General features: G+C 72.3%; 24 protein-coding genes. 18 read left to right on the top strand and 6 right to left on the bottom strand.

All coding sequences use genetic code 11. From position 1 onward, the window contains the following. Positions 1 to 7 precede the first annotated feature (7 nt). Both ABZ810_RS13395 and ABZ810_RS13400 read right to left on the bottom strand, forming a co-directional pair. Positions 8 to 760, bottom strand: coding sequence for a DUF4870 domain-containing protein (locus tag ABZ810_RS13395; RefSeq protein ID WP_358402785.1), 753 nt, complete (start codon positions 758 to 760; stop codon positions 8 to 10). Between the two features lie 30 nt (positions 761 to 790). Beyond that, positions 791 to 1,612: a DUF3097 domain-containing protein gene (locus ABZ810_RS13400; protein WP_358402786.1), complete on the bottom strand. Its 822-nt coding sequence runs from the start codon at positions 1,610 to 1,612 to the stop codon at positions 791 to 793. A gap of 143 nt (positions 1,613 to 1,755) precedes the next feature. Between ABZ810_RS13400 and hrcA the strand changes: the two genes are divergently transcribed. From hrcA to ABZ810_RS13415, 3 genes are all read left to right on the top strand, one after another. Further along, complete coding sequence (gene hrcA, locus ABZ810_RS13405) at positions 1,756 to 2,769, top strand: heat-inducible transcriptional repressor HrcA (protein ID WP_358402787.1); 1,014 nt, start codon at positions 1,756 to 1,758, stop codon at positions 2,767 to 2,769. Further along, a complete protein-coding gene (dnaJ, locus tag ABZ810_RS13410) occupies positions 2,770 to 3,903 on the top strand; it encodes a molecular chaperone DnaJ (RefSeq protein WP_358402788.1) in 1,134 nt (377 codons plus the stop codon). 100 nt (positions 3,904 to 4,003) lie between these two features. Then, the gene (locus tag ABZ810_RS13415) at positions 4,004 to 4,735 is read left to right on the top strand and encodes a 16S rRNA (uracil(1498)-N(3))-methyltransferase (RefSeq protein WP_358402789.1); all 732 of its coding nucleotides are present in this window, start codon (positions 4,004 to 4,006) and stop codon (positions 4,733 to 4,735) included. A gap of 149 nt (positions 4,736 to 4,884) precedes the next feature. Here ABZ810_RS13415 and ABZ810_RS13420 read toward each other — a convergent pair whose 3' ends face one another. After that, positions 4,885 to 5,559: a hypothetical protein gene (locus ABZ810_RS13420; protein WP_358402790.1), complete on the bottom strand. Its 675-nt coding sequence runs from the start codon at positions 5,557 to 5,559 to the stop codon at positions 4,885 to 4,887. Beyond that, positions 5,556 to 6,098: a SigE family RNA polymerase sigma factor gene (locus ABZ810_RS13425; RefSeq protein ID WP_358402791.1), complete on the bottom strand. Its 543-nt coding sequence runs from the start codon at positions 6,096 to 6,098 to the stop codon at positions 5,556 to 5,558. Before ABZ810_RS13425 ends, ABZ810_RS13420 begins: the two co-directional genes overlap by 4 nt. Positions 6,099 to 6,469: 371 nt before the next feature. Here ABZ810_RS13425 and ABZ810_RS13430 point away from each other — a divergent pair, with 371 nt between their 5' ends. The 5 genes from ABZ810_RS13430 to ABZ810_RS13450 all read left to right on the top strand — a co-directional run bounded on the left by ABZ810_RS13430 (position 6,470) and on the right by ABZ810_RS13450 (position 10,821). Then, a complete protein-coding gene (locus ABZ810_RS13430; RefSeq protein WP_358402792.1) occupies positions 6,470 to 6,814 on the top strand; it encodes a histidine triad nucleotide-binding protein in 345 nt (114 codons plus the stop codon). 141 nt (positions 6,815 to 6,955) lie between these two features. Then, a complete protein-coding gene (locus ABZ810_RS13435) occupies positions 6,956 to 7,999 on the top strand; it encodes a PhoH family protein (protein WP_358402793.1) in 1,044 nt (347 codons plus the stop codon). Positions 8,000 to 8,222: 223 nt separating this feature from the next. Next, positions 8,223 to 8,696, top strand: a complete 474-nt coding sequence (ybeY, locus tag ABZ810_RS13440; protein WP_358402794.1) for an rRNA maturation RNase YbeY — start codon at positions 8,223 to 8,225, stop codon at positions 8,694 to 8,696. A gap of 41 nt (positions 8,697 to 8,737) precedes the next feature. Next, on the top strand, positions 8,738 to 10,036 hold the full coding sequence (locus ABZ810_RS13445) for a hemolysin family protein (RefSeq protein ID WP_358402795.1): 1,299 nt from the start codon (positions 8,738 to 8,740) through the stop codon (positions 10,034 to 10,036). Positions 10,037 to 10,116: 80 nt separating this feature from the next. Next, complete coding sequence (locus ABZ810_RS13450) at positions 10,117 to 10,821, top strand: hypothetical protein (protein ID WP_358402796.1); 705 nt, start codon at positions 10,117 to 10,119, stop codon at positions 10,819 to 10,821. Between the two features lie 65 nt (positions 10,822 to 10,886). On the opposite strand, the gene ABZ810_RS13455 is transcribed toward ABZ810_RS13450, so the two are convergent. Beyond that, a complete protein-coding gene (locus ABZ810_RS13455) occupies positions 10,887 to 11,222 on the bottom strand; it encodes a cytidine deaminase (protein ID WP_358402797.1) in 336 nt (111 codons plus the stop codon). Positions 11,223 to 11,367: 145 nt separating this feature from the next. Between ABZ810_RS13455 and ABZ810_RS13460 the strand changes: the two genes are divergently transcribed. The 3 genes from ABZ810_RS13460 to era all read left to right on the top strand — a co-directional run bounded on the left by ABZ810_RS13460 (position 11,368) and on the right by era (position 17,970). Beyond that, positions 11,368 to 13,497 (top strand): MMPL family transporter, encoded by a 2,130-nt coding sequence (locus ABZ810_RS13460; RefSeq protein ID WP_358402798.1) that lies wholly within the window; start codon positions 11,368 to 11,370, stop codon positions 13,495 to 13,497. Positions 13,498 to 13,573: 76 nt separating this feature from the next. Next, positions 13,574 to 16,981, top strand: a complete 3,408-nt coding sequence (locus tag ABZ810_RS13465; RefSeq protein WP_358402799.1) for a BTAD domain-containing putative transcriptional regulator — start codon at positions 13,574 to 13,576, stop codon at positions 16,979 to 16,981. Between the two features lie 83 nt (positions 16,982 to 17,064). Next, complete coding sequence (era, locus tag ABZ810_RS13470) at positions 17,065 to 17,970, top strand: GTPase Era (RefSeq protein WP_358402800.1); 906 nt, start codon at positions 17,065 to 17,067, stop codon at positions 17,968 to 17,970. Positions 17,971 to 18,084: 114 nt separating this feature from the next. Here the strand turns inward: era and ABZ810_RS13475 are convergent, their stop codons facing one another. Beyond that, a complete protein-coding gene (locus ABZ810_RS13475; protein WP_358402801.1) occupies positions 18,085 to 19,056 on the bottom strand; it encodes a hypothetical protein in 972 nt (323 codons plus the stop codon). A gap of 123 nt (positions 19,057 to 19,179) precedes the next feature. Between ABZ810_RS13475 and ABZ810_RS13480 the strand changes: the two genes are divergently transcribed. The 7 genes from ABZ810_RS13480 (at position 19,180) to urtE (ending at position 25,523) form a co-directional block, all read left to right on the top strand. After that, the gene (locus ABZ810_RS13480; protein ID WP_358402802.1) at positions 19,180 to 19,791 is read left to right on the top strand and encodes a zinc-ribbon domain-containing protein; all 612 of its coding nucleotides are present in this window, start codon (positions 19,180 to 19,182) and stop codon (positions 19,789 to 19,791) included. Continuing rightward, a complete protein-coding gene (ddaH, locus tag ABZ810_RS13485; RefSeq protein ID WP_358402803.1) occupies positions 19,788 to 20,576 on the top strand; it encodes a dimethylargininase in 789 nt (262 codons plus the stop codon). The genes ABZ810_RS13480 and ddaH overlap by 4 nt, the downstream gene beginning before the upstream one ends. Positions 20,577 to 20,722: 146 nt before the next feature. Beyond that, the gene (gene urtA / locus ABZ810_RS13490; RefSeq protein WP_358402804.1) at positions 20,723 to 21,955 is read left to right on the top strand and encodes an urea ABC transporter substrate-binding protein; all 1,233 of its coding nucleotides are present in this window, start codon (positions 20,723 to 20,725) and stop codon (positions 21,953 to 21,955) included. A 97-nt stretch (positions 21,956 to 22,052) separates the two neighbouring features. Next, entirely contained in the window at positions 22,053 to 22,931 is an 879-nt protein-coding gene (urtB, locus tag ABZ810_RS13495; RefSeq protein ID WP_358402805.1) for an urea ABC transporter permease subunit UrtB, read from the top strand. Then, the gene (gene urtC / locus ABZ810_RS13500) at positions 22,928 to 24,016 is read left to right on the top strand and encodes an urea ABC transporter permease subunit UrtC (protein WP_358402806.1); all 1,089 of its coding nucleotides are present in this window, start codon (positions 22,928 to 22,930) and stop codon (positions 24,014 to 24,016) included. Before urtB ends, urtC begins: the two co-directional genes overlap by 4 nt. A gap of 59 nt (positions 24,017 to 24,075) precedes the next feature. Further along, positions 24,076 to 24,828, top strand: coding sequence for an urea ABC transporter ATP-binding protein UrtD (gene urtD, locus ABZ810_RS13505; RefSeq protein ID WP_358402807.1), 753 nt, complete (start codon positions 24,076 to 24,078; stop codon positions 24,826 to 24,828). Then, entirely contained in the window at positions 24,828 to 25,523 is a 696-nt protein-coding gene (urtE, locus tag ABZ810_RS13510) for an urea ABC transporter ATP-binding subunit UrtE (RefSeq protein ID WP_358402808.1), read from the top strand. Before urtD ends, urtE begins: the two co-directional genes overlap by 1 nt. Positions 25,524 to 25,776: the final 253 nt, after the last annotated feature.

The following is a 25,776-nucleotide window of genomic DNA, read 5'->3' on the forward strand; positions in this document are numbered from 1 at the left end:
GCCGCGGCTACTTGATCATCGGCCAGGCCATGAACGCCGGGAAGCGGTAGTACTCGCCGCGGTTGGCCGCGATCGCCGCCATGACCAGGAAGACGATCTGGGCGATGCCCTGCGCGATCAACAGGAAGATCCCGATGATCACGAAGATCAGGATGAAGTTGATGATCAGGTAGACCAGCTGCGTGATCGCGAAGTTGAGGCCCTGCGAGCCGTGATGGCGCAGGAACGGGGACTCGTCCTTCTTCACCAGGAAGACGATCAGCGGGGCGACGAAGCCGAGCAGGAACTGGCCCAGGTGGCACAGCAGCCCCCAGGTCCGGTCGTCGGAGGTCGGTGCCCCGTAGGCGGCCGGCTGCCCGTAGGGCTGCACCTGGCCGCCGTAGCCGTACGCCTGCCCCTGGTCGTAGCCCGGCGTCTGGCCGTAGCCCGGGCCGCCGTAACCCGGCTGCGTCTGCTGCCCGTAGGGCGCCTGCTGGCCATATCCGGGCTGCTGCCCGTAGCCCTGCTGCTGCTCGTACCCCTGCTGGCCGTAGGCCTGCTGCTCGTGACCCTGCTGGCCGTAGCCCGGCTGCCCGTAGCCCGGCTGCCCGTAACCGGACTGGTCCTGCCCGTATCCGGGCGTCTGGTCGTGGCCCGGCTGCTGCTGGTCGGGCTGCTGGCCGTACGCCTGCGGTCCCTGCCCGTAGTCGTGCTGTTGCTGTCCCTGATCCGGTTGCTTCTGCTGTCCGTGGTCCGGCTGCTCCGGAGGCCCGTACGACATCGCCTGCTCCTCAGATGGGGGTGGCCTTGCCTACCGCGGGGGGCTCGTCACAAAGTCGATCAGTTCTTCGACGCGGCCCAGGAGCTCGGGTTCCAGGTCGGTGTAGGTGCCCACCGACCCGAGGATCCGCTTCCATGCCGCGCCCACGTTGTCTCCCCAGCCCAGTGCGGTGAGCACCCCCTCCTTCCAGGGTACGCCGCGCGGCACCTGAGGCCAGTGGTGAATCCCGGCCGCCTCGGGTTTGACGGCCTCCCAGATGTCGATGAACGGATGCCCGGTGATCAGGACGTACGGGGACGAGACCTGGGCGGCGATGCGGCTCTCCTTGGAGCCCTCGACGAGGTGGTCGACCAGGACGCCCAGCCGGCGCTCGGGGCCCGGCTCGAACTCCGCGACGATGGCCGGGAGGTCGTCCACGCCCTCCAGGTACTCCACGACGACGCCCTCGACCCGCAGGTCGTGGCCCCAGATCTTCTCCACCAGCTCGGCGTCGTGCAGGCCCTCGACGTAGATCCGGCTCTCCTTGGCGACCTGCGCGCGCAGCCCCTGGACCGCGATCGAGCCGGAGGCCGACCGGGCGGGCCCCCTCGGCACCGCCGTCGGCCGCACCAGCGTCACCGGCCTGCCGTCGATCAGGAAGCCCGCCTTGGTGAGCGGGAAGACCCGCCGCTTGCCGAAACGGTCCTCGAGGGTCACGCCGAACTTGTCGCAGGAGACGACCGCTCCGCAGAAGCCGCTGCCGGGATCCTCGACCACCAGGTCGATCTCGGCCGGGATCTCGGGGATCTGTCCCTTGCGGGGCCGCCGCCAGTCACCCGCGAGAACGTCGTCGCCATAGTCCTTGCTCTGCACGGATCGGCACTCTAGTGACTGGAGGGCTCGGTGGCACCCTCCTGAGGGCGCCCTCCGGGCCGTACACTTGGCACTCGGAAGTATGGAGTGCCAGTACGGAGGCACTCGGAAGCGGCGACGACGGGGGCGAAGGAGGTGACCAGGTGCTCGACGACCGCAAGCTCGAGGTCCTGCGCGCCATAGTCGAGGACTACGTCTCCACCAATGAGCCGGTCGGTTCCAAGACCCTGGTGGAGAGCCACAACCTCGGCGTGTCCTCGGCGACCATCCGCAACGACATGGCCGTCCTGGAGGAGCAGGGCTACATCGCCCAGCCGCACACCAGCGCCGGGCGCATCCCGACCGACAAGGGCTACCGGCTGTTCGTCGACCGGCTGTCGACGGTCAAGCCGCTCTCGTCGGCCGAGCGCCGCGCCATCGAGACGTTCCTCAACGGCGCCTACGACCTCGACGACGTCGTGACCCGGACCGTCCGCCTGCTGGCCCAGCTGACCCGGCAGGTGGCCGTCGTCCAGTACCCGTCGCTGACCAGGTCGTCGGTCCGGCACGTCGAGCTCGTGCCGGTCGCCTCGCGCCGCCTGCTCCTCGTCCTGATCACCAACACCGGGCGGGTCGAGCAGCGCGTCATCGAGACCTACGGCGAGGTGTCGGAGGAATCGATCGGGCACCTGCGGGCGTTGCTCAACACGTGCCTGGACGGATGCGGGCTCGGCGAGGTGCCGCACGCGGTGGCCGACCTGCCGGAGAAGGTCGCGGCCGACGACCGGCCGATCGCGGCCGCGGTGTTGTCGGTGCTGCTGGAGACGCTCGTCGACCGGCACGAAGAGAAGATCGTCTTCGCGGGGGCGGCCAACCTGGCGGCGGTGGACTTCTCCAAGAGCCTGCGCGACGTCCTGGAGGCTCTGGAAGAACAGGTCGTCCTCATGCGGTTGCTCGGGGAAACCGGTGATTCCTCTACTCTTACGGTGCGCATCGGCACCGAGAACCCCGACGAGGGGCTCCGGTCCACCTCCGTCGTCGCAGCCGACTACGGAGTCGGCGATCAGACGTTGGCCCGGCTGGGAGTGCTCGGGCCGACGCGCATGGACTACCCCAGCACGATGGGAGCGGTACGGGCAGTGGCACGCTACGTCGGACAGATCCTGGCGGGTTCGTAAGTGGCCAACGACTACTACGCGACCCTAGGGGTCCGCCGCGACGCGAGCGCGGACGAGATCAAGAAGGCGTACCGCAGGCTCGCGCGCGAACTGCATCCTGACGTCAACCCGGACCCGGAGACGCAGGAGAAGTTCAAGGAGATCACCCAGGCCTACGAGGTGCTCTCCGACCCCAAGAAGCGCGAGATGTACGACCTGGGCGCCGACCCGTTCGCGCCCGGCGGCGGGGCGGGCGCCGGCGGCTTCGGCGGCGCCGGGTTCCCGTTCAGCGACATCATGGACGCCTTCTTCGGCACCGCGACCTCGCGCGGGCCGCGCAGCCGCGCGCGCCGCGGCCGCAACGCGACGCTCAGGGTCGAGCTCGACCTTCAGGAGACCGCGTTCGGCACCACGCGCGAGCTGTCGATCGACACCGCCGTGGTCTGCACGAGCTGCACGGGCTCGGGCTGCGCGCCCGGCACCCACCCCGACACCTGTGACACCTGTCACGGCCGCGGTGAGGTCCAGCAGGTGCAGCGCTCGTTCCTGGGCCAGGTCATGACGTCCCGCCCGTGCCCGCAGTGCGGCGGCTACGGCAGCGTGATCCGCACGCCGTGCCCGGAGTGCTCGGGCGACGGCCGGGTGCGGACCCGCCGCACGGTCAAGGTCAAGATCCCCGCGGGCGTGGAGAACGGCATCCACATCCAGCTGGCGGGCGAGGGCGAGGTCGGCCCCGGCGGCGGCCCGCCCGGCGACCTGTTCCTGGAGATCGTCGAGAAGCCGCACCAGATCTTCGAGCGGGAGGGCGACGACCTGCACTGCACGGTCGAGATCCCGATGACCGCCGCCGCTCTCGGCACCAACGTCACGATCGAGACGCTCGACGGCGCCGAGGAGGTCGACATCAAGCCGGGCACGCAATCCGGCCAGGTGATCACCCTCTACGGGCGCGGCGTCCGGCACCTCAACGAGAGCGGCCGCGGCGACCTGATGATCCACGTCAACGTGGAGACGCCCAACAAGCTCGACGAGGAGCAGGAGGACCTGCTGCGCCGGCTGGCCGAGCTGCGCGGCGAGGAGCGCCCCCCGGGCAAGTTCGCGCCGGGCCAGCGCGGTGTCTTCTCGCGCCTGCGGGACGTGTTCAACCAGCATTGAAGCGAAGCCGTGCGGGCCTATCACCAGGGCCGTGACGGCGACCTCCCGTCGTGACCGGAGACCCCTCCGGTCGCGGCGGGTTTCGTTCGTGAGGAGGGGCATGAGCCCGCCGGTGTTCCTGGCCGAGCCCGACCGCCTGGAGGGCGCCAGCGTCGTCCTGGACGGCGCCGAGGGCCGTCACGCCGCGACCGTCCGCCGGATCCGCCCCGGCGAGCGGGTCGACCTGACCGACGGCGCCGGCCTGCTCGCCCGGTGCGTGGTCACCGCCGCCGACAAGGTCTCGCTGACCCTGGACGTGCTCACCCGCGAGCACCACCCGCGCCCCGAGCCCCGCCTGGTGGTCGTCCAGGCCCTGCCCAAGGGCGACCGGGGCGAGCTGGCCGTCGAGACGATGACGGAGGTCGGCGTGGACGAGATCGTCCCCTGGCAGGCCGCCCGGTGCGTCACCCAGTGGAAGCCCGAACGCCGCGAGAAGGCCCTGGGCCGCTGGCGTTCCACCGCCCGCGAGGCCGCCAAGCAGGCCCGCCGCCCGTGGCTGCCCGAGGTCGCCGGCCTCGCCTCCACCGAGCGGGTCGCCGAACGCCTCGCGGCCGCCTCCGCCGCCCTCGTCCTGCACGAGGAGGCCGAGGCGCGGCTCAGCACGTTCACGCCCGCCGGGACGGGGGAGATCATCCTCGTGGTCGGGCCGGAGGGCGGCATCAGCGACGAGGAGATGGACCGCTTCACGGCCGCGGGCGGACGCCCGGCGCGGCTGGGCCCGACCGTCCTGCGCACCTCGACGGCCGGAGTCGCCGCCGCGGCCGTCCTGCTGGCGGCCACCTCGCGCTGGTGAGCGGGCGGCCGCCCAGCGCCGCCTGAGAGGCGTCCACGGCCGCCCATAGGGCGATGGCCGGCTGAAGGGCCCGCGGCTGCCTGACGGGCCGCCTCAGCGGGCGGCGGCGCCGTCAAGGGCCGATGACGGCGCCGCCCTGGGAGGTGCGGCTAGGGGGTCTGGCCGGACGAGTCGCTCGTGGACGACTGCTCGGAGGCGGTCTCCGTCGGGGTGACGGTCGGCTCCGGGTCCTGGCTGGTCGGCGGTGTCACCGGAGGCTCCGGCTGTTTGGTCACCGCGGTGGTCGGCGGCGGCGCCGGCGTCGTGCAGGTGACGGCCGGCGGGGTCGCCGGGGAGCTGCCGGGGGACGGCGTCCCCGCGGCGGACGGAGCCGGCGCGGGCTCGCCGGGGGCCTGGCAGGCGATCGTGGAGGACGCGTTCGGGATCGTCGGGGAAGCGGACGGATCCGCGGGACCGTTCTCAGAGGGAGGCGGGGATCCCTGGCTGTGCGAGCCGTTCGACGGCACCTGGCCGTTGGCGCCGGTGCCGGCGGCGCCGTTGTCGTCGCTCGACGAGGGGCCGTTGTGGCCGGCCGGCGACGTGAACAGGTTGACCGTCTGGGGTGCGGACACTCCGATGCCCGCGATGGCGACGGCCGCCCCGACGGCCAGTACGGGGCGAGCCCAACTCGCGGTGAACCAAGCCCATCCGAAGCGCCGTAGGCGGCGCTCCTCGATCCGGGCCCGGATGCGGTCCAGACCGTCGGTGGATGGGGTGACCGTGTCCGCCTCCGCGTTGAGGGCACGGCGCAGGATCTCACCGTGCTCTTCGTGGGGATCGGTCATGAGAATTGCTCCAGGACGTTACGAAGCGCGGCCATGCCGCGCGCCGTATGACTCTTGACGGCGCCTCGACTGATGCCCATGGCGTGGGCGATCTCGGCTTCGGACAGATCGGCGTAGTAGCGCAGGACCAGGGCCTCCCGCTGACGGTTCGGGAGCGTGTGCAGGGCGTCGACGACGGCTGAGCGTTCGAGCTCGCCGATGGCCCCGGCCTCTGCGCTCGGCGCGTCCGGCAGCCCCTTGGGGGCGTACTTCTCCACGACGGCGCGGTGCCGCAACACCGATCGTGACCTGTTGACCACCGACTGACGCAGGTACGAGAGAGCCTTGTCGGGGTCGCGCAGGCGGCGCCATCCGCCGTGCATGGCCACGAAGGCGTCCTGGACGACCTCTTCGGCCGTCCCGGAGTCCCGTACGAGCATCGCGGCCAGACGCACCAGCGAGCGGTAGTTGGCACTGTAGAGGGCGGTCACCGCCTGGTCGGCGTCCCAGGCGACGGCCACGGCCCCGGTAGTGCCCCTGGCCACGAGGGTCTCGGTCACGTCTGTGGGACGCGTACCCTCCTCGTCCGGTTTACGAAAGGGCATCTCTTGTCTTGCCTCGGTCACCTATCCGCCGCCTTTGCCGTCCCCCGGCCACCCGATCGGATGGTCACCTTCGGTACGGCGTGGATGGACGTGCCCGACCGGTCGAGACCTGGTGGCGCAGGGAGCTTCGGCCCGGGGGGAACGCCTGAGTCGCAACTTTAACGAGTCGGCGGCGCCCTGTGGGAGCCGAACGACCGTCAGGTTGATCAGCGAGACCTTACCCCGAGCGGGAGTCCGCAGGCTACGGGCCGAAAACCCTCTGTAGGATCCGCCGGTACCGGCCTCGGTAACATTTTCCGCGGCCGGCGCCGACGGGAGGAGACAGCGTGACGGACTGCCTGTTCTGCAAGATCGTCTCGGGTGACGTGCCCGCGAAGATCGTACGCGAGAGTGACCGGACGGTCGCGTTCCGCGACATCAACCCGCAGGCGCCCACCCACGTCCTGGTGATCCCGCGCGACCACCACCCCAACGTGGCCGCGCTGGCCGCCGCCGACGCCGAGCTGCTGGCCGAGCTGCTGCGGGAGGCCGGGCAGGTGGCCGCCGGCGAGGGCATCGACGGCACCGGCTACCGCGTCGTCTTCAACACCGGGGCCCAGGCGGGCCAGACGGTGTTCCACGTCCACGCCCACGTCCTGGGCGGCCGTGGCCTCAACTGGCCGCCCGGCTGAGCCGTCGAATCGTGCGCCGAGCAGCGGTGACGGCGAGCGTAAATCCAGCGGCGTGATGTCGGGGGTGGCCAGTACCATGGATAGGGACAACCGCTGGACACCCGACAGAAGGCAGGTCGGAGAGGCCGCAAGGCCCGGCTGATGACCCCATCAACTCACGCGGGACGCGACGAGCGATCCCAGATCAAGATCGTGGTGCCGGACGACCATTCCATGGTGAGCCTGCTGGGCTCCCGGGACGAGCTGCTCCACGTGATCGAGCGCGCTTTCCACAGCGACATCCACGTCCGCGGCAACGAGATCACCGTCACGGGTGCCGAGCCCGAGACCGAGCTGGTCTCGCGGCTGTTCGCGGAGCTCATCGACCTGCTCAAGGGCGGCACCCAGCTGACGCCCGACGCGGTCGAGCGCAGCCTGGCCATGCTCCGCAACGAGACGCCCGAGCGCCCGGCCGACGTGCTCACCCTCGACGTGCTGTCCAGCCGGGGCCGCACGATCCGGCCCAAGACGCTCAACCAGAAGCGCTACGTGGACGCGATCGACAAGCACACGGTCGTCTTCGGCATCGGGCCCGCGGGCACCGGCAAGACCTATCTGGCGATGGCCAAGGCGGTCAAGGCGCTGCAGGACAAGAAGGTCAACCGGATCATCCTCACCCGCCCGGCCGTCGAGGCGGGCGAGCGCCTGGGCTTCCTGCCCGGCACGCTCTACGAGAAGATCGACCCTTACCTGCGGCCGCTCTACGACGCCCTGCACGACATGGTCGACCCCGACTCCATCCCGCGCCTGATGGCCGCCGGCACGATCGAGGTCGCCCCTCTGGCGTACATGCGTGGAAGGACGCTCAACGACTCGTTCATCATTCTCGACGAGGCGCAGAACACCTCGCCCGAGCAGATGAAGATGTTCCTGACCCGCCTGGGGTTCGGCTCCAAGGTGGTGGTGACCGGTGACGTCACGCAGGTCGACCTGCCCAACGGGCAGGAGAGCGGCCTCCAGGTCGTCCAGGGCATCCTGGACGGCATCGGCGACATCCACTTCTGCCGCCTCAACAGCCACGACGTCGTGCGCCACAAGCTCGTGACCGACATCGTCGAGGCCTACGGCCGCTTCGACGCGGCCCGGCAGAACGACAAGGAGCGGGTCTCCGACATCAAGCGCGGCCAGTCGCGCAAGCGCCGCTGACCCGAGCCCGGCCCGCGGGGCGCCGCTGATGGCACGCCGAGCTGGTGACACGTCGAACGGCCCGGCCACGATCCGTGGCCGGGCCTCGCCGTTTCCCGCGGGGGTATCTCGGTAGGGTGGGTGCGCGGTTCGGGACCGCCGCGCGGCGCCGCACGGATCGGGGCCGCGCCGGGCCGGATGGCCCCTGGGGGACGGGCCCGGCCGTCCACGGAACAGGAATCTGATGAGCATCGAGGTGTTGAACGAGTCCGGAGTCCCGGTCGACGAGAACGATCTCGTCGATCTGGCCCGGCACGTGCTGGACGGGATGCGGGTGCATCCGCTGGCGGAGCTGTCGCTGCTGCTCGTGGACGAGGCGGCGATGAGCGAGCTGCACGAGAAGTGGATGGGGGAGCCCGGGCCGACCGACGTGCTGGCCTTCCCCATGGACGAGCTGCGGCCGGGGCCGATGTCGGGCGGGACCGAGGACGAGGAGGCCGACCCCGGGCTGCTCGGCGACGTCGTGCTCTGCCCGGCGGTCGCCGAACGGCAGGGCGCGGACGCGGGCCACGGCACCCAGGCGGAGCTGGAGCTCCTGTGCACGCATGGGATCCTGCACCTGCTGGGGTACGACCACGCCGAGCCCGAGGAGCACAAGGAGATGTTCGGTCTGCAGGCCGAGCTGCTCACGTCCTGGCGGGAGAAACCGCAGTCATGACCGGAGCGGAGCCCGCCGCCCTCAGGGCGGCCGGTTAGGCGATGAGCGCACAGATCGGCTGGCTGCTCACCCTCGCGGTGGGCCTGGTGATCCTGGCAGGGCTGTTCGCCGGCACCGAGGCGGCGCTGGCGCGGGTGTCGCGCGTACGCGTCGAGGAGCTGGTCCGGGAGGGCCGGCGCGGCGCCGAGCGGCTCGCCCAGGTGGTCGCCGACCCGGCCCGCTACCTCAACATGGTCCTGCTGCTGCGGATCAGCTGCGAGCTGGTGGCGACGGTGATCGTGGCCGATCTGTGCATCTCGTGGCTGGACGAGACGTGGCGCGCGTACGTCACCGCCGCCGCGATCATGATCGTGGTCAGCTACGTGGTGGTGGGCGTCGGCCCGCGGACGCTGGGGTTGCAGCACGCCGACCACATCGCGCTGGCCGGGGCCGCGGTCATGCACCCGGTGACCAGGGTGTTCGGGCCGCTGCCCAAGCTGCTCATCCTGCTGGGCAACGCGCTGACGCCGGGGCGGGGGTTCCGGGAGGGGCCGTTCGCCACCGAGGCCGAGCTGCGCGACCTCGTCGACCTGGCCGAGCAGCGCAGCCTGATCGAGCCGGACGAGCGCGAGATGATCCACTCGGTGTTCGAGCTGGGCGACACGCTGGTGCGCGAGGTCATGGTGCCGCGCACCGACATCGTGTTCATCGAGCGCGGCAAGACGTTGCGGCAGGCCATGTCACTGGCGCTGCGCAGCGGTTTCTCGCGGATCCCGGTGGTCGGCGAGAACGAGGACGACGTGGTGGGCATCGCCTACCTCAAGGACATCGTCCGGCGCAGCCACGAGCACCGCGAGGGCGAGTCGGTCGAGAAGGTCGAGTCGGTGATGCGGCCCGCGACGTACGTGCCCGACAGCAAGCCGATCGACGAGCTGCTGCGCGAGATGCAGGCGCGGCAGACGCACGTAGCCATCGTCATCGACGAGTACGGCGGCACCGCGGGCCTGGTCACCATCGAGGACATCCTCGAGGAGATCGTGGGGGAGATCGCCGACGAGTACGACGTCGAGGCGCCCCCGGTGGACTGGCTGGACGACGACAAGCGCAGCGCCCGGGTGACCGCCCGGCTGCCCGTGGAGGACCTGGCCGAGCTCTTCGACGTCGAGATCGACGTGGAGGAGGTCGAGACGGTCGGCGGGCTGCTGGCGCACGCGCTGGGCCGGGTGCCGATCGAGGGCTCGACGGCGGGGGTCGCCGGGCTGGCGCTGACCGCCGAGAGCATCGCCGGGCGGCGCAACCGCATCGGCACGGTCCTCGTCCGGCGGGTCTCCGATGTCTCACTCGACACTGACGAGTCGTAACAGATCGCGACAAACCGCACTTCAGGGTTAGTCTCACCCCCGCTGGGAACGATCATGCGCTGAGAGGTCGGGGGGATCTCATGTTGCGCATCGTTTGCGGGGCCGTGCTCGTCACCGTGCTCGTCACCGTGGGCATCGCCGGTTGCGGGGCCGAGGCGGCGCCGCCGCCCACGGCCGTGGCACCGGAGGCCAGCCTGTCGGCCGCGGTCCTGTCCGGCACCGAGGTGGCCGCGGGCTACGCGCCCGCGGAGAACCAGCGGGTGTTCGAGGGCATGGAGCCCGCCGATCCCGACTGCGCGCGCCTGCTCAGGCTCGCCGACGTCGAGGGCGCGCGCGACATCACCGGCGCCGGACGGGCGCCCGAGGCGCACGCGGCGTTCTACCGCGCCAGCCCGGTCGCCAGCCTGGCGCAGCACGTCCTGCGGCTGCCGGCCGGCCTCGCCGCCGAGCACGTGGTGGCGGCGCGCAAGGCGGTCGTCCGCTGCCCGAAGATCGTGGTCGAGTCCGGTGACGGCGACATCCGCCTGCGCCGCGACACGACCCGCAAGCCCAGGGCGCTCAAGGACGCGCTGGCCGTGCGCTACGCCAACAAGGACATCTCCCTGGAGGTGGTCATGGCGGCGGTCGGCGACGACCTGCTGGTGGTCGCCGCGCCCGGCTCGTACAGCGCGGCGTCGGGGCCCAGGACCACCGAGCGCATCGCCGTCAAGGCGATCAAGAAGCTGCGGGCCGTGCACGCGGGCAGGATCCCGCTGACCACCCCCGCGCCGCCGGACGTTCCCTAGCCCGCCGTACGCCGCGTGCCGCGACGGCCGGACGCGGATCCGCGGGACGGCCGGACGACGCAGGTCTACGCGACGGTCGTGCGGAGGGTGCCGTCGGGGGCCGCCACGAAGACCGGGGCCTTGGCGCCCAGGTCCCGGACGGCGGCGACGTCGGACGCGTCGGCGGTGCCGGCCGCGGTGACCAGGGCGGCGGCCTCGAGGTCCTCGGCGCCGCTGGAGACGGCCATGGCGACCGCCACCTGGAGGGCGGTCAGCGTCAGGTTCGGCAGGGCGACGCTGGTGGCCGAGTAGGTCCGGCCGGTCTCGTCGCGCACCGCCGCGCCCTCGGCCGCGCCGGTCCGCGCCCGGGCCGCCCGCGCCAGCGTGATGATCTTTTGGTCCTCGGCACCGATGTCGCTCACGGTCCCAGCCTAGGACGTGGCCCGCGAACGCCCGCGGGCGGCCGCCGACCGGTGGCGACCGGGGCCGCAAGTCGGCGGCAAGTGGGCGGCAAGAACCCCGGGTGATGCTCGTGACCTCAACGGATCACGCTCTTGCGAGGGAACGATGTCTCGTCTGCTCTACCGCCTGGGGAAGGCCGCGGCGTTGCGGCCCTGGCGGTTCATCGTGGCCTGGGTGCTGCTCGTCGGCGCCGTGGCCGGGGTCTCCGGCGTCGCGGGCGGTGCCCTGCACGACGACTACACGCTGGCAGGGACGGGGTCGCAGCAGGCGACGGACCTGCTGAGGGAACGTTTCCCCGCGGTGGCGGGGGCGGACGCCCGGGTCGTCGTCCACGCCGAGAAGGGGGCGGTCGACCAGGCCGCCGTGGCGCGGGCGACGGAGCGGCTGCGGACGCTCCCGCACGTCACCGGCGTCGAGGCGGCCCCGCCCAGCAAGGACGGCACGACGACGCTGCTCACGGTGCGCTACGACGTGCCGGTCACCGACCTGACGCCCAAGGAGACCCTCGGCCACCTGGAGGACGCGACCGGGGGGCTCACCTCGGCCGGGTACCAGGTGGAGTTCGGCGGGCAGGTGCCCGAGAACGTCACGGCGCCCGGGGGAGTGGCCGAGGCGGTCGGCGTCGTGGCCGCCCTGGTGATCCTGCTCCTGGCGTTCGGCTCGGTGGTCGCGGCGGGACTGCCGCTGGCGGTCGCCCTGACGGGCCTCGGCGCCGGCGTCTCGGGGATCACGATCCTGGCGGCGTTCACCGACGTCGCCAACACCGCGCCCACGCTGGCGGTGATGGTCGGGCTCGGCGTGGGCATCGACTACGCGCTGTTCATCCTGACGCGGCATCGGGAGGGCCTGGCCGAGGGGCTGGACGTGCCCGAGTCGGTCGGGCGCGCCACCGCGACCGCCGGCCAGTCGGTGATCTTCGCCGGCTTCACGGTGCTGCTGGCCCTGTGCGGGCTGGTGTTGTCGCGGATGCCGGTGTTCATCACGATGGGCTTCGCCACCGGCCTGGTGGTCGCGGCGACCGTCGCGAGCGCGGTGACGCTGCTGCCGGCCGTGCTGGGGCTGGCCGGGCGCCGCGTCCTGCGCCGCCGTGACCGGGCCGAGGGCGCGACGCTCCAGATCGAGTCGCCGCGCGTCCGGCGCTGGGCCGACCACGTGGCCCGCCGCCCGTGGGCGTGGCTGCTGGCCGGGCTCGTCCTGATGCTCGCCCTGGCCGCGCCCGCCCTCGGCATGCGGACCTGGCCCAGCGACGCCAGCAGCGAGCCGACGTCCAACACGGTGCGGCGCGCGTACGACCTGGTCGCCGAGTCGTACGGGCCGGGGGTGAACGCGCCGCTGCTGGTGACCGCCGACCTGACGAAGGTGAGCCCGGCCGCGCTGCCCGCGATGGACGCCGCGCTGCGCGGAACCGAGGGCGTGGTGGCGGTGGCGCCGCCGCAGTACGCGCCGGACCGCAGCGCCGCCGTGGTCATGGTCACGCCCGGGTACGGGCCGCAGGACGAGCGGGTCACCGGCCTGGTCGACCGCATCAGGGCGGACGCGCTGCCCGACGGCGTCGAGGTCACCGGCTACACCGCCGTCTACGTCGATCTCACCCGGGTGCTGGCGGAACGGCTCTGGCCGGTCATCGGCGTGGTCATCGCGACCTCGTCCGTCCTACTGATGATCGTCTTCAGGTCGTTGCTGGCGCCGTTGAAGGCGGCCGCGATGAACCTGCTGTCGATCGGGGCGGCGTACGGGGTGCTGGTCGCGGTGTTCCAGTGGGGCTGGGGCGCCGAGCTGCTGGGGCTGCCGCACAGCGTGCCGGTCTCCAGCTTCATCCTGCTGCTGATGTTCGCGGTGCTCTTCGGGGTGTCCATGGACTACGAGGTGTTCCTGCTGTCGAGGGTCCGGGAGGAATGGTTGCGGACCGGCGACGCGCGCGGCTCGGTGGCGACGGGCCTGGCGGCCACCGGCCGGGTGATCACCAGCGCGGCGCTGATCATGGTCGCGGTGTTCCTCGGCTTCGCGCTCGACCCGGGCCTGGTGATCAAGCAGATGGGCGTGGGCCTGGCGGTGGCGGTCGCGCTGGACGCCACGGTCGTCCGGCTGGTGCTCGTCCCGGCGACCATGGCCCTGCTCGGCAAGGCCAACTGGTGGCTGCCACGGCCGCTGGCCAGGATCATCCCGCGGATCGACATGCACGGCCACGACGGCGCCACGGCCGCCGGGCCGCCCCGGGAGCCCGTCAAGGTCTGACCGCCCGCCGGTCGCCGCCGCCGCTTCACCCAGACCGCCCCGAGCCTCCGGCGAGGGGCGGTTTAGGCTTCCCTACATGGCGGGAGGCGCGACGGGGGCGGCGATCCGGGTGCTGGGCCCGTTCGAGGCGTCGGTCGACGGCACCCCGACGGATCTCGGCGGCCCGCGGCAGCGCTCGGTCCTGGCGCGCCTGGTGGCGGCGCAGGGCCAGATGGTCCCGGCCGACCGCCTGATCGAGGAGTTGTGGCCCGGCGAGGCCCCGCCCCGCGCCTCGGCCGGGCTCCAGTCGTTCGTCTCCCATCTGCGGCGCGCGCTCGAACCCGGCCGGCCGCCGCGCACGCCCGCCGGGGTGCTGGTCACCTCGCCGCCCGGCTACGCGCTGCGGCTGCCCGTCGACGGCGTGGACGCCTGGCGGTTCGACGAGCTCGTCGGCGCGGCCGGCGACCTGCTCGCGGGCAACGACCCGGCGGCGGCCAGGGAACGCGCGGAGGAGGCCCTGACGCAGTGGCGCGGCCCCGCTTACGCCGAGTTCGCCGACCTGCCGTGGGCCATCGCCGAGGCCGGGCGGCTGGACGAACGGCACCGGATCGCCGTCGAACGCCGCGCCGAGGCCATGCTCGGGCTCGGCGCCGCCTCCGAGGCGGTGCCCGGCCTGGAGGCGCACGCCGCCGCCCACCCGCTCCGCGAGGAGGCGTGGCGGCTGCTGGCGCTGGCCCTCTACCGGGTGGGACGCCAGGGGGACGCGCTGGGCGCGCTGCGCCGGGCCCGCACGACCCTGGCTGACGAACTGGGCGTCGACCCCGGCCCGGCCCTGCGGCGCCTGGAGGCCGGCATCCTGGCCCAGGCCCCCGAGCTGGACCCGCCTCCCGCGAGCCCGGCGCCTCGCCTCCTGCCGAGCCCGGCACAGCCCCCGGCGCCGCAACGTGTGCTGCGCGTCGTCCGGGAGCCCGAGGCCGGTGCCGCCGCCGGCCCGCCGTTCGTCGGACGCGCGGCCGAGCTGGCGCGGCTGGCCGCCGGGGCCCGCGACGCCGCGTCCGGGCACTGCACGGTCGTCCTGGTCAGCGGCGACGCAGGCATGGGCAAGACCGCGCTCGTCGAACGGCTGGCCGCGACGCTCGCCGCCGAGGGCTGGACGACCGCCTGGGGGAGGGCCCCGGAGACCGGCGGCGCACCGGCGGCCTGGCCCTGGGCCGAGCTGCTCCGCGACCTCGCCGCCGCGCGCCCGCCCGACGGCGACCTCGCCACGGCCCTCGGCCCGCTGCTCGACGCCGTGCCGCCGGACGCCGATCCGGCCGCCGACGCCACCACCGGCCGCTTCCGGCTGCACCTGGCCGTGGGGGAGTACGCGGCCAGGCTCGCCGCGCGGGCGCCGCTGCTGCTCGTCCTGGACGACCTGCACTGGGCCGACGACGAGACCCTCGCCATCCTGGGCCGCCTGCCCGGCGGGCTGCGCGGGCGCCCGGTGATGATCGTTTGTACGTTCCGCCAGACCGAGATCTCCGAACGGCTCGCCGGCGCCCTCGCCACCCTCGCCCGCGCCGAGCCGCTGCGGCTCGAGCTGGCCGGGCTGGGGCCCGGCGAGGTGGCGCGGCTGGTCCGGTCGATCTGCGCCGCCGAGGTCGCCGCCGCCGACCTGGCCGGGATCGCCGAACGTACCGGCGGCAACCCGTTCTTCACCCGCGAGACCGCCCGGCTGCTCGACGCCGAGGGCGTCGCCGCGGCGTTCAGCGGCGTGCCCGCCGGGGTCGGCGACGTGCTGCGCCGCCGCCTCGCCGCGCTGCCCGAGCCCAGCCTGGCCGTCCTGCGCAACGCCGCCGTCGTCGGCATGGAGGCCGACCTGGCCGTCCTCACCGACGTGTCCGGCGGCGACGAGGACGCGGTGATCGACGCCGTCGAGGCCGGGACGGCCGCCGGGCTGATCGTCGAACCCGCCGCGGGCCGCATCCGGTTCGGGCACGCGCTCGTCCGCGACACGCTCTACGACGGCCTGTCGCGCATCCGCCGCACCCGCCTGCACGGCCGGGTGGCCGTGGCGCTCGAACGGCGGCGCCCGGGCGAGACCGCCGCGCTCGCCCACCACTACCTGGCCGCGGGCGACGACCCCGCCAAGGCGGTGCGCTACGCGCGGCTCGCCGCCGACGCCGCCACCGCCCGCTTCGCGCACGGGACCGCCGCCGGGCTGCTCGTCCGCGCGGCCGACCACCTGCGCGCGGAACGCCCGGAGGCCGTCCGCGAACTGCTGGAGACCGAGATCGCCGCGATCCACGCGTCCGCCCTGTCCGGACGGGTCGTGGCGGCGCGCGAACGGCGGCGGCGCGCGATCGCCGAGGCCCGCGCGTTCGGCGACGTCCGGCTGCTGGCCAGGGTCATCGTGAGCTACGACGTGCCGACGCTCTGGACCAGCCACATCTACGGGACGGCCGACCTCGGGGCCGTCGAGGCGGGCGAGCACGCCCTCGCCCGGCTGGGGGACGACGAGGAGGAGCTCCGCGTCAGGCTGCTCACCTCGATCGCCATCGAACTGGAGGGCGACCCGGACCCGCGCGGGTCGGAGGCGTCCCACGAGGCGGTGCGGCGGGCCCGCGCGCTCGGCCGCCCCGGCCTGGCCGCGGTGGCGCTGAACGGCCGCTTCCTCAACGCCTTCCGGTCGGCGGACGACCTGGCCGAGCGGCACGCGATCGCCACCGAGATCCTGGAGATCGCCACCGCCCACGACATGGGGCTCTACCAGGTCCTCGGCCACCTCCAGCTCCAGGCGGCGTCGGTCGACGCCCTCGACCTGGTGGCCGCCCGCGCCCACCTGGAGGAGGGGCGGCGGCTCGCCGACGGGTACGGCCTGTCACTGCTGTCGTTGATCGCCAGCTGGTACCACGGCATCGAGAACGTCTTCCGGGCCCGCGTCGAGGCCGCCGAACGCGCCTACGCCGAGGTCGGGCAGGCGATCGGCCGTACCGGCATCTGGGGCAGCGAGCGCGGCATGGAGCTGGTCGGGATCTTCTGCATCCGGCTCGTCCAGGGCCGGGTCGGCGAACTGGTCGAGCCCGCCCGCTGGCTCTGGGAGCAGTGGCCGCACGTGGGCGCGACCGCCGACTTCTACGCCGTGGCCCTGGTCGCCGCCGGCGACGAGGAGACCGCGCGCCGCGTCGCCGCGGACGCCGGACCGGTACGGCCCGACTTCTTCTTCGACCTGGTGATGGCGCTGCGCGGGGTGCGGGCGATCGCGCTGGACGACCCGGAGACGGCCGCCGAGGCGCACGCGGCGCTGCTGCCGTACGAAGGCCGCGTGACCGGCGGCTCCTCCGCCGTGGCCAGCATCGGGCCGGTCGGCCAGATCCTCGGCGACCTCGCCGTCCACCTGGGGCGCCCGGACCAGGCCGTCGGCCACTATCGCCGCGCCGCCGAGGTCGCCGCCCGGATCGGGGCCGCCCACTGGGTCGCGGCGGCCCACGAATCCCTCGCCCGCCTGGGCCATCCCGCCGCCTGACCCGGGCCTCCCAGGCGGGGATCACGTCGCCGACCGGCCAGGTCGGGGCCGATCCGCGCCGCGGGTAGGCGACAATTGACCACGTGACGACGAACGAAGGATTCCGCTCCGGCTTCGCTTGCTTCATCGGGCGGCCGAACGTCGGCAAGTCGACCCTGATGAACGCCCTCGTCGGCACCAAGGTCGCGATCACCAGCAACCGTCCGCAGACCACCCGCCGCGCCATCCGCGGCATCGTGCACCGCCCGGACGCCCAGCTGATCGTCGTCGACACGCCCGGCCTGCACAAGCCGCGCACCCTCCTGGGCGAACGCCTCGACAGCCTGGTCCGGTCGACCCTCACCGAGGTCGACGCGATCGGCTTCTGCGTCCCCGCCGACGAGAAGATCGGCCCCGGCGACAAATACATCGCCCGCGAGCTCGCCGGCGTCAAGAAGACCCCGATCGTGGCGATCGTGACCAAGACCGACCTCGCCTCGCAGGAGCAGGTCGCCCGGCAGCTGCTCGCCGTCGGGGAGCTCGGCGACTTCGCCGACATCGTGCCCTGCTCGGCCACCGACGGCTTCCAGGTCGACCTCGTCGGCGACCTGCTGATCCAGCACCTGCCGGAGGGCATGCCGCTCTACCCCGAGGGCGACCTCACCGACGAGCCCGAGCAGATCCTGGTCGCCGAGCTGATCCGTGAAGCCGCGCTGGAGGGCGTCCGCGACGAGCTGCCGCACTCGATCGCCGTCGTCGTCGACGAGATGGCGCCGCGCGAGGGCCGCGACGACTTCATGGACGTCTACGCCCACCTCTACGTCGAACGGCCCAGCCAGAAGGGCATCATCATCGGCCACAAGGGCAGCCGCCTCCGCGAGGTCGGCTCCCAGGCCCGCAAGCAGATCGAGGCCCTCCTGGGCACCAAGGTCTACCTCGACCTGCGCGTCAGCGTCCTCAAAGACTGGCAGCGAGACCCCAAGCAGCTCCGCCGCCTGGGCTTTGACTGAATTCATTCCTCAGCGGCCTCGGCGGCGAGCCTGGCGGCTCGTCCACCGAACCGCGAAGCGTGCGAGCGCGTCATCGCTTCGCGATCTCTCGTGAAGCTTCGCCTTCGGCTCGCTTCACGACCCGTTTTCGCGCTCGCGTGCGGGCTTGGGCCCAGGGGCGTCCAGGTCCTGCGCCGGGGTGGGCTGGTCCTGCGCCGGGTCGGGCTGGTCCTGCGCCGGGTCGGGCTGAGCCTGCGCCGGGTCGGGTTGGGGCTGGGCTGAGGCGGCCGGCTGGGCTGGGACCGGGCCGGGTTGGGCTTGGGCGGGGTCTACTGGGGCCCAGCCGGGCTGGGGATGGTCGGTTCGGGGCTGAGACCATGCCTGCTCGGGTGCCTGCTCGGGTGCCTGCTCGGGTGCCTGCTCGGGTTGGGGGTAGGCGGGTTGCTGGGGGTCCCAGGGCTGCGCGTTCCATCCGGGCTGGGGCCGGCCCTGCCAGGGCTGGGGGTGCTGGGCGGGCTCGGGTGCGCGGCGGCGGCCTACCAGGGGGCGGACGAGGCTGAAGCCGAGGACGAGCAGGGCCGACGCGACCGCCATGTACCAGCCGTAGGCCGGGGTGATGTCGTAGGGCAGGAGGGTCGACTCACCGCCGGGGAGCTCGGCGGTGGCGTCGTCCAGGCGCAGCAGGAACAGGGTGCAGACCAGCAGGGCGAGGGCGGCGGGCACGGCGGTGAGCGCGGAGATGCGGGTGTCGCGGGCGGCCAGGCCCCAGAACGCCATGGCCATCGCGGTGACGGCGAGGATCGGGACCGCCAGCACCATGCTGTCGGACTCGATGCCCGCGGCCTCGCCGAGGTCGTGGGTGAGGGTCTGGCCGAAGGCGTCCACGACCACGCGGGCGCGGGCCCAGGGGAGGAACGCGGCGACCATGAGGACCGAGCCGGCGCAGATCACCAGGATGTTCCACCAGGTCCCGGCCCGGGAGGCGGGCTGGGGCGCGGGGGCCGGGGCGGGCGTGGCGGGCGGTTCCTCAGGGTGAACGGGCGGCGGGTAGCCGTCGGCCGGTGGCAGGAAGTCCGGCCGCGACCGCGGGCCCAGGTCACCACTCATGGACCCAGCGTAAAGGTCACGCCCCCGATGATCCCGTTCCGGCGCGGCGAACTCGGCGGGTCGGCTCCCTCATCTTGAGAGGATCGGTACTTTGGAAGGGTCCGTAATGGGAGGAGCCCCCCGGTGTTGCTTATTTTCGGCCTGTCGGTGTTCTTCCGTACGGTTGGCGAGGGGACCTTCCACTGTCCGCAGTGCGGCGGGGACCGTGCCTACCGGCGGCGGAACGGGCGACGGTGGTTCACGCTGTTCTTCCTGCCCGTGATCCCGCTGACCGGAGTCGGCGAGGTCGTCGAGTGCCGCACCTGCAAGACCAGGTTCGACGTCGCGGTGCTGGGCGCCCCGACCGCCGTGCAGATGGCCGCCGCCCTCCCGGCGGGCATGCGGGCCGCGGCGTCGCTGGTGCTGCGGGCCGGCGACCCGTCCGACGGGGCCGCCCGCGGCCGGGTCATCGAGGCCGTGCGCGGGTACGGCGAGATGACCTTCGGCGAGAACGACGTGGAGGCCGACCTCCGGCTCCGCCCCGAGTTCCTCCAGGAAGAGGTGGCCCGCGCGGGCGCACAGCTCGCGGTCGAGGCCAAGGAGTGGTTCCTGTCGCAGGCCGTGCGGGTCGGGCTGGCCGACGGGCCGCTGACCGAGGGCGAGCGGCAGACCATGCACCACATCGCCCACCTGCTCGGCATGTCGCGCGCGCACGCGCTCGGCGTCATCGTGACGACCGAGGGCGCGGCACGGTGATCCCGCTGCCGGGGCGGTCCGGGGTGCCGCTCGCCGGCACGGGCACCGCCCTGGTGCGCACACCGGGCCCGCGGCTGGCGGAGGGGATCGTCACCCACATCGAGCGCCGTCCCGTGGACGTCGCGCGGGCGGCGCGCCAGCACGGCGCCTACGTCGCGGCGCTGCGCGCGGCGGGCTGGCGGGTGCGCGCCCTGGCCGGCGACGAGTTCCCCGACGGGGTGTTCGTCGAGGACGCCGTGGTCGTCTGCGGCGATCTGGCGGTGATCGGCCGGTCCGGCGCCCCGCGGCGGCGCGGCGAGGCCGCCGCGGCCGAGCGGGCGGTCCGCGAGCTGGGCCTGCGGATCGAACGGATCAAGGGGCCCGGCACCCTCGACGGCGGCGACGTTCTGCAGGCCGGCGACACCGTCTACGTGGGGCGGAGCGGCCGGACCAACGAGGAGGGCATCTGCCAGCTCGCCCACCTGCTGGGCGGCCGGCGGGTGGTGCCGGTCGGGATCAGCGGCTGCCTGCACCTCAAGAGCGCGATGACCGCGCTGCCGGACGGCACGCTGATCGGCGTGCCGGAGCGGCTCGACACCTCCGTCCTGCCCGGCGTGCGGGTGGCGCCCGAGCCCGCCGGCGCCCACGTCGTCGTGCTGGGGCCCGACCACGTCATGCTCTCGGCCTCGGCGCCGCGCACCGCCGACCGGCTGGCGGCGGACGGACTGCGGGTGACCACGGTCGACATCGGCGAGTTCGAGGCCCTGGAGGGCTGCGTCACCTGTCTCTCCGTGCTCGTCCGCTGACGCGCGGCGATATCACCACGATCGGGACGTACCAGTGAGATCTTCGTAAATCATCTGTAACACGAAGGATCTTGCGCGGAAATCTCATTCCGGAGACTTGTCACAGACAACGAAGCCACGGGGCCCGTTCTGTGAGGAGTCGATAGTTGCGCAAATCATTCGTGCGTCCCCTGGTCGCGGCGGCCGTATTGCCGGCCGCACTGCTGACGGCGTGCGGCGGAGAATCGACGGAGAACTCGTCCGGGTCGGGGAGTTCCGGCAACACCATCAAGGTCGGAATCCTGCATTCTCTCAGCGGCACGATGGCCATCAGCGAGGTCACCGTCAAGAACTCCGAGACGATGGCCATCGAGGAGATCAACGCCAAGGGCGGGGTGCTCGGCAAGAAGATCGAACCGGTCGTCGAGGACGGCGCCTCCGACTGGCCCACGTTCGCCCAGAAGGCCCAGAAGCTCATCAAGAAGGACAAGGTCGCGACGGTCTTCGGCGGCTGGACGTCCGCGAGCCGCAAGGCGATGCTGCCGGTGTTCGAGCGCAACAAGGCGCTCCTCTGGTACCCGGTGCAGTACGAGGGCCTGGAAAGCTCGCCCTACATCTTCTACACCGGCGCGACCACCAACCAGCAGATCGTTCCGGGCCTCGACTACCTCAACAAGGAAAAGGGCAAGAAGAAGGTCTTCCTGGTCGGCAGCGACTACGTTTTCCCGCGCACGGCCAACAAAATCATCAAGGCCTACGCGAAGGCCAACGGAATGCAGGTCCTGGGTGAGGAGTACACCCCGCTCGGCCACACCGAATACAGCACTCTCGTCAATAAGATCGCCGAAGCCAAGCCGGACGCGGTCTTCAATACGCTCAACGGTGACAGCAATGTCGCGTTCTTCAAGCAGTTGAAGAGCGCCGGTCTCGGCGACGCCGAGAAGATGCCGGTGATGTCGGTCAGCATCGCCGAGGAAGAGGTCAAGGGCATCGGCATCGCCAACATCGTCGGGCAGCCCGTGGCCTGGAACTACTACCAGACCACCAAGGGCGCGGTGAACGAGACCTTCGTGAAGGCCTTCCAGGCCAAGCACAAGGGCGCCGTCACCTCCGACCCGATGGAGGCCGGCTACAACGCCGTCCACCTGTGGGCCAAGGCCGTCGAGAAGGCCGGCTCCACCGACGTCGCCAAGGTCAAGGCCGCCGCGGCCGGGCTGTCGCTGGACCTGCCCGAGGGCAAGGTCACCGTCGACGGCTCCAACCAGCACGTCTACAAGACCGCCCGCATCGGCGTCATCCAGCCGGACGGCCTCATCAAGGAGGTCTGGGCGTCGGACGAGCCGATCAAGCCCGACCCCTACCTGAAGACCTACCCGTGGGCCGCCGGCCTGTCGTCCTGACCCGCACGAGCTGACGGTCGGCGCGCTCAACGAAGCGCGCGCCGCCTCGTTCGAAGCCCCCAACCAAGGACTTCAGCCGAGGAGGCGGCAACCACTCATGGAATCCTTGCTCAACCAGCTACCGATCGGCCTCAGCATCGGCGCGGTGCTGCTGCTGATCGCGCTCGGGCTCACGTTCACGTTCGGCCAGATGGGCGTGATCAACATGGCCCACGGCGAGTTCATCATGGCCGGCGCCTACACGGCCTACATGCTCCAGGACTGGGCCGGCTCGCAGGCGGTGATCGTCGCCCTGCCGGTCGCGTTCGCCATCGCCGGCGCCCTGGGCTGGGTGCTGGAACGCCTGGCCATCCGCCACTTCTACGGCCGGCCGCTGGACACCCTGCTGCTGACCTGGGGCGTCAGCCTGGTACTCCAGCAGGCCGCGCGCGACATCTTCGGCGCCCCCAACGTCCAGGTCGTGGCGCCCTCGTGGCTGACCGGCCGGATCGAGGTGCTCGGCGCGGGCATCCCCTACGCGCGGCTGTTCATCATGGCGCTCGCCCTGGCCTGCGTCGTCGGCATCTGGGCGTACATGGAACGTTCGGCGCAGGGCCGCCGGATGCGCGCGGTCATGCAGAACCGCGAGCTCGCCGCGTGCAGCGGCGTCGCGACCGCCCGCACCGACCAGCTCACCTTCTTCATCGGCTCCGGCCTGGCCGGCGTCGCCGGGGTCGCGCTGACCCTGATCGGCCCGGTCGGCCCGTCCCTGGGCACCTACTACATCGTCGACGCGTTCCTGGTCGTCGTCGCGGGCGGGCTCGGCCAGCTGCGCGGCGCCGTGATCGCCGCGGTCGCGCTCGGCATGCTCAACTCCTACGCCGAGTTCTGGACCGACGCCAGCCTGGCGAAGGTGATCGTCTTCGCCGTGATCATCGCTTTCCTCCAGTTCCGTCCGCAGGGCATGTTCGTCCTCCGTTCCAGGGCCCTGACATGAGTGAACGCCTGCGCGGTTACGCGCTCTTCGCCTCGATCTCCCTCCTGCTCCTGGTCGTCGCCCCGGCGGTGCTGCCGGCGTTCCGGCTGGACGAGCTGGCCAAGTACCTGTGCTTCGCCATCGCCGCGCTCGGCATCGGGCTCGCCTGGGGCCAGGGCGGCATGCTCACCCTCGGCCAGGGCGTCTTCTTCGGCCTCGGCGGCTACGCCATGGCGATGTACCTCAAACTGCACGACGCGGGCGGCGACCTGCCGGACTTCATGACCTGGAGCGGCGTGGAGACGCTCCCGGCGATCTGGAAGCCGTTCTCCAACGTGGGCTTCGCCCTGGCGGCGGTGATCGTGGTCCCGGTCCTGGTCGCCGTCGTGCTCGGCGCGCTGGTGTTCCGCCAGCGGGTCCGCGGCGCCTACTTCGCGATCCTCACCCAGGCGCTCGCCGCCGCGTTCGTGATCCTGCTGGTCGGCCAGCAGGGCCTCACCGGCGGGACGAACGGCATGACCAACTTCTACGACTTCTTCGGCCAGGACCCGGAGGCGGAGAGCACGCAGCGCACGATGTACTTCATCACCGCGGGCGTCCTCGGCGTGCTCTACCTCGGTGCCCGGCAGCTGGTGAAGAGCCGGTTCGGGCGCCTGCTCGTCGCGGTCAGGGACGGCGAGGACCGGGTGCGGTTCCTCGGCTACAACCCGGCCACGGTCAAGACCATCACGTTCGCGATCTCGGCGGGCATGGCCGGGCTGGCCGGGGCGCTGTTCGTCCCGGTCGTCGGGATCATCTCGCCGTCGCTGCTCGGCGTGGTCCCGTCCCTGGAGCTGGTGGTCGCGGTCGCCGTCGGCGGCCGGTACGCGCTCGCCGGGGCGATCCTCGGCGCCGTCGTCATGAACTACGCCAAGACCTCGTTCAGCGAGCAGTGGGCGGGCGGCTGGCTCTACCTTCAGGGCGCCCTGTTCATCCTGGTGATGACGCTCGCGCCCCGGGGCGCGGTCGGCCTGTACGAGCAGCTCCGCGACACGGTCGCGCGCCGCCGGTCGGTCGACCCGCCGCCGGTCCAGACCCCGCCGGTGAAGGAGGAGGTGCCCGCATGAGTGAGCGGAGCGAGCGTCCCGGGGGGCGTGGGGGGTCGCCCCCCCGCGAGGAGCAGAGCATGAGCGAACGTTCGCTCCTGGAGATCCGCGGCCTCGAGGTGGTCTTCGACGGCTTCCGGGCGATCAACGGGGTCGACCTGACCGTCGGCGAGGGGGAGCTGCGGTTCCTCATCGGGCCCAACGGCGCGGGCAAGACCACGCTCATCGACGTGATCACGGGCCTCACCAGGCCCGCCGCGGGATCGGTCACGTTCGCCGGCACGGAGCTGACCGGCCGCAAGGAGCACAAGATCGTGCGGCTGGGCATCGGCCGCACGTTCCAGACCAGCGTGGTGTTCGAGGAGCTGAGCGTCGTCGAGAACCTCGACCTGGCGGCCAGCTTCCGGCGTCCCCTCACCGCGTTGCTGCGGCAGCGCCGCGGCGTGTCCGACACCGTCGCCGCGGCACTGGACACCATCGGCCTGGCCGACCTCGCGCGGCGCCCCGCCGGGGTGTTGTCGCACGGGCAGCGCCAGTGGCTCGAGATCGGCATGCTCATCGCCCAGCAGCCCAAACTGCTTCTGCTGGACGAGCCGGTCGCCGGGATGAGCAAGGACGAACGGGAGCGCACCGGCGAGCTCCTCACCGAGATCGCCAAGGACCACACGGTGATCGTGGTGGAACACGACATGGAGTTCCTGCGCCGCTACGCGTCCCAGGTCACGGTCCTGCACGAGGGCACCGTGCTGGTCGAGGGCGACGTCGCCGCCGTCCAGTCCGACCCGCGCGTCCAGGAGGTCTACCTGGGACGGAAAAGGGAGGAGGCAGCGTGATGCTGGAGGTCACCGGGCTCGAGGCCGCCTACGGGCGCGCTCGTGTCCTGTTCGGCGTCGACCTCAAGGTCGAGGCGGGGCAGCTCATGTGCGTGATGGGGCGCAACGGCGTCGGCAAGACGACGCTGCTCAACACGATCATGGGCGTGCTGACGCCGACCGCCGGAACGGTCGTCTTCGACGGCGAGGACGTCACCAAGGTGCCGACGTACGAGCGGGTCCGGCGCGGCATGGGCTACGTCCCGCAGGGGCACGAGACGTTCCCGCAGCTCACCGTGGCCGAGAACCTCCAGGTCACGCTGGACGCCTCCCGGCACAAGGACAGGTCCGCCATCGACGAGGCCCTCGAGGTCTTCCCGCGCCTCAAGGAGATGCTGACCCGCCGGGCCGGCTTCCTGTCAGGCGGCCAGCAGCAGCAGCTGGCCATCGCCCGCGCCCTCGTCACCCGGCCGCGCATGCTGATCCTCGACGAGCCCACCGAGGGCATCCAGCCCTCGATCGTGGTCGAGATCGAGGAGGCCATCGAGCGGCTGCACAAAGAGCAGGGGCTCGCCGTCCTCCTCGTCGAGCAGTACCTGGAGCTGGCCCTCCGCCTGGCGGACGGCTTCGTCATCATCGAGGGCGGCGCCGTCCAGCACTCCGGCACCGCCGAGGACCTCAGAGACGATCAGGTGAAGCGCCTCCTCGCCGTCTGAGACGTCCGACCCGTCCGATCGGCCACGCGCACGGCGGCCGGGCCCTCGGGCCCGGCCGCCGTCGCAGACGACCTCCAGATGAACCTTGCGGTAACCGGCCATGGTCATCCGGGATCCCGGTGGTCCACGGGGTGAGCAAGATGAGCCGCGCCATTGTGACGGAGGCCATGGGGAGGGTCACCCGATGGGCGTTGAGCGGCCACCGGGCTTCTCCCGCAGGATGCCGCTGACCTGGGGGTTCAGGGAATAATCC

This window comes from Spirillospora sp. NPDC047279, assembly GCF_040643285.1.
Taxonomy (GTDB): Bacteria; Actinomycetota; Actinomycetes; order Streptosporangiales; family Streptosporangiaceae; genus Spirillospora.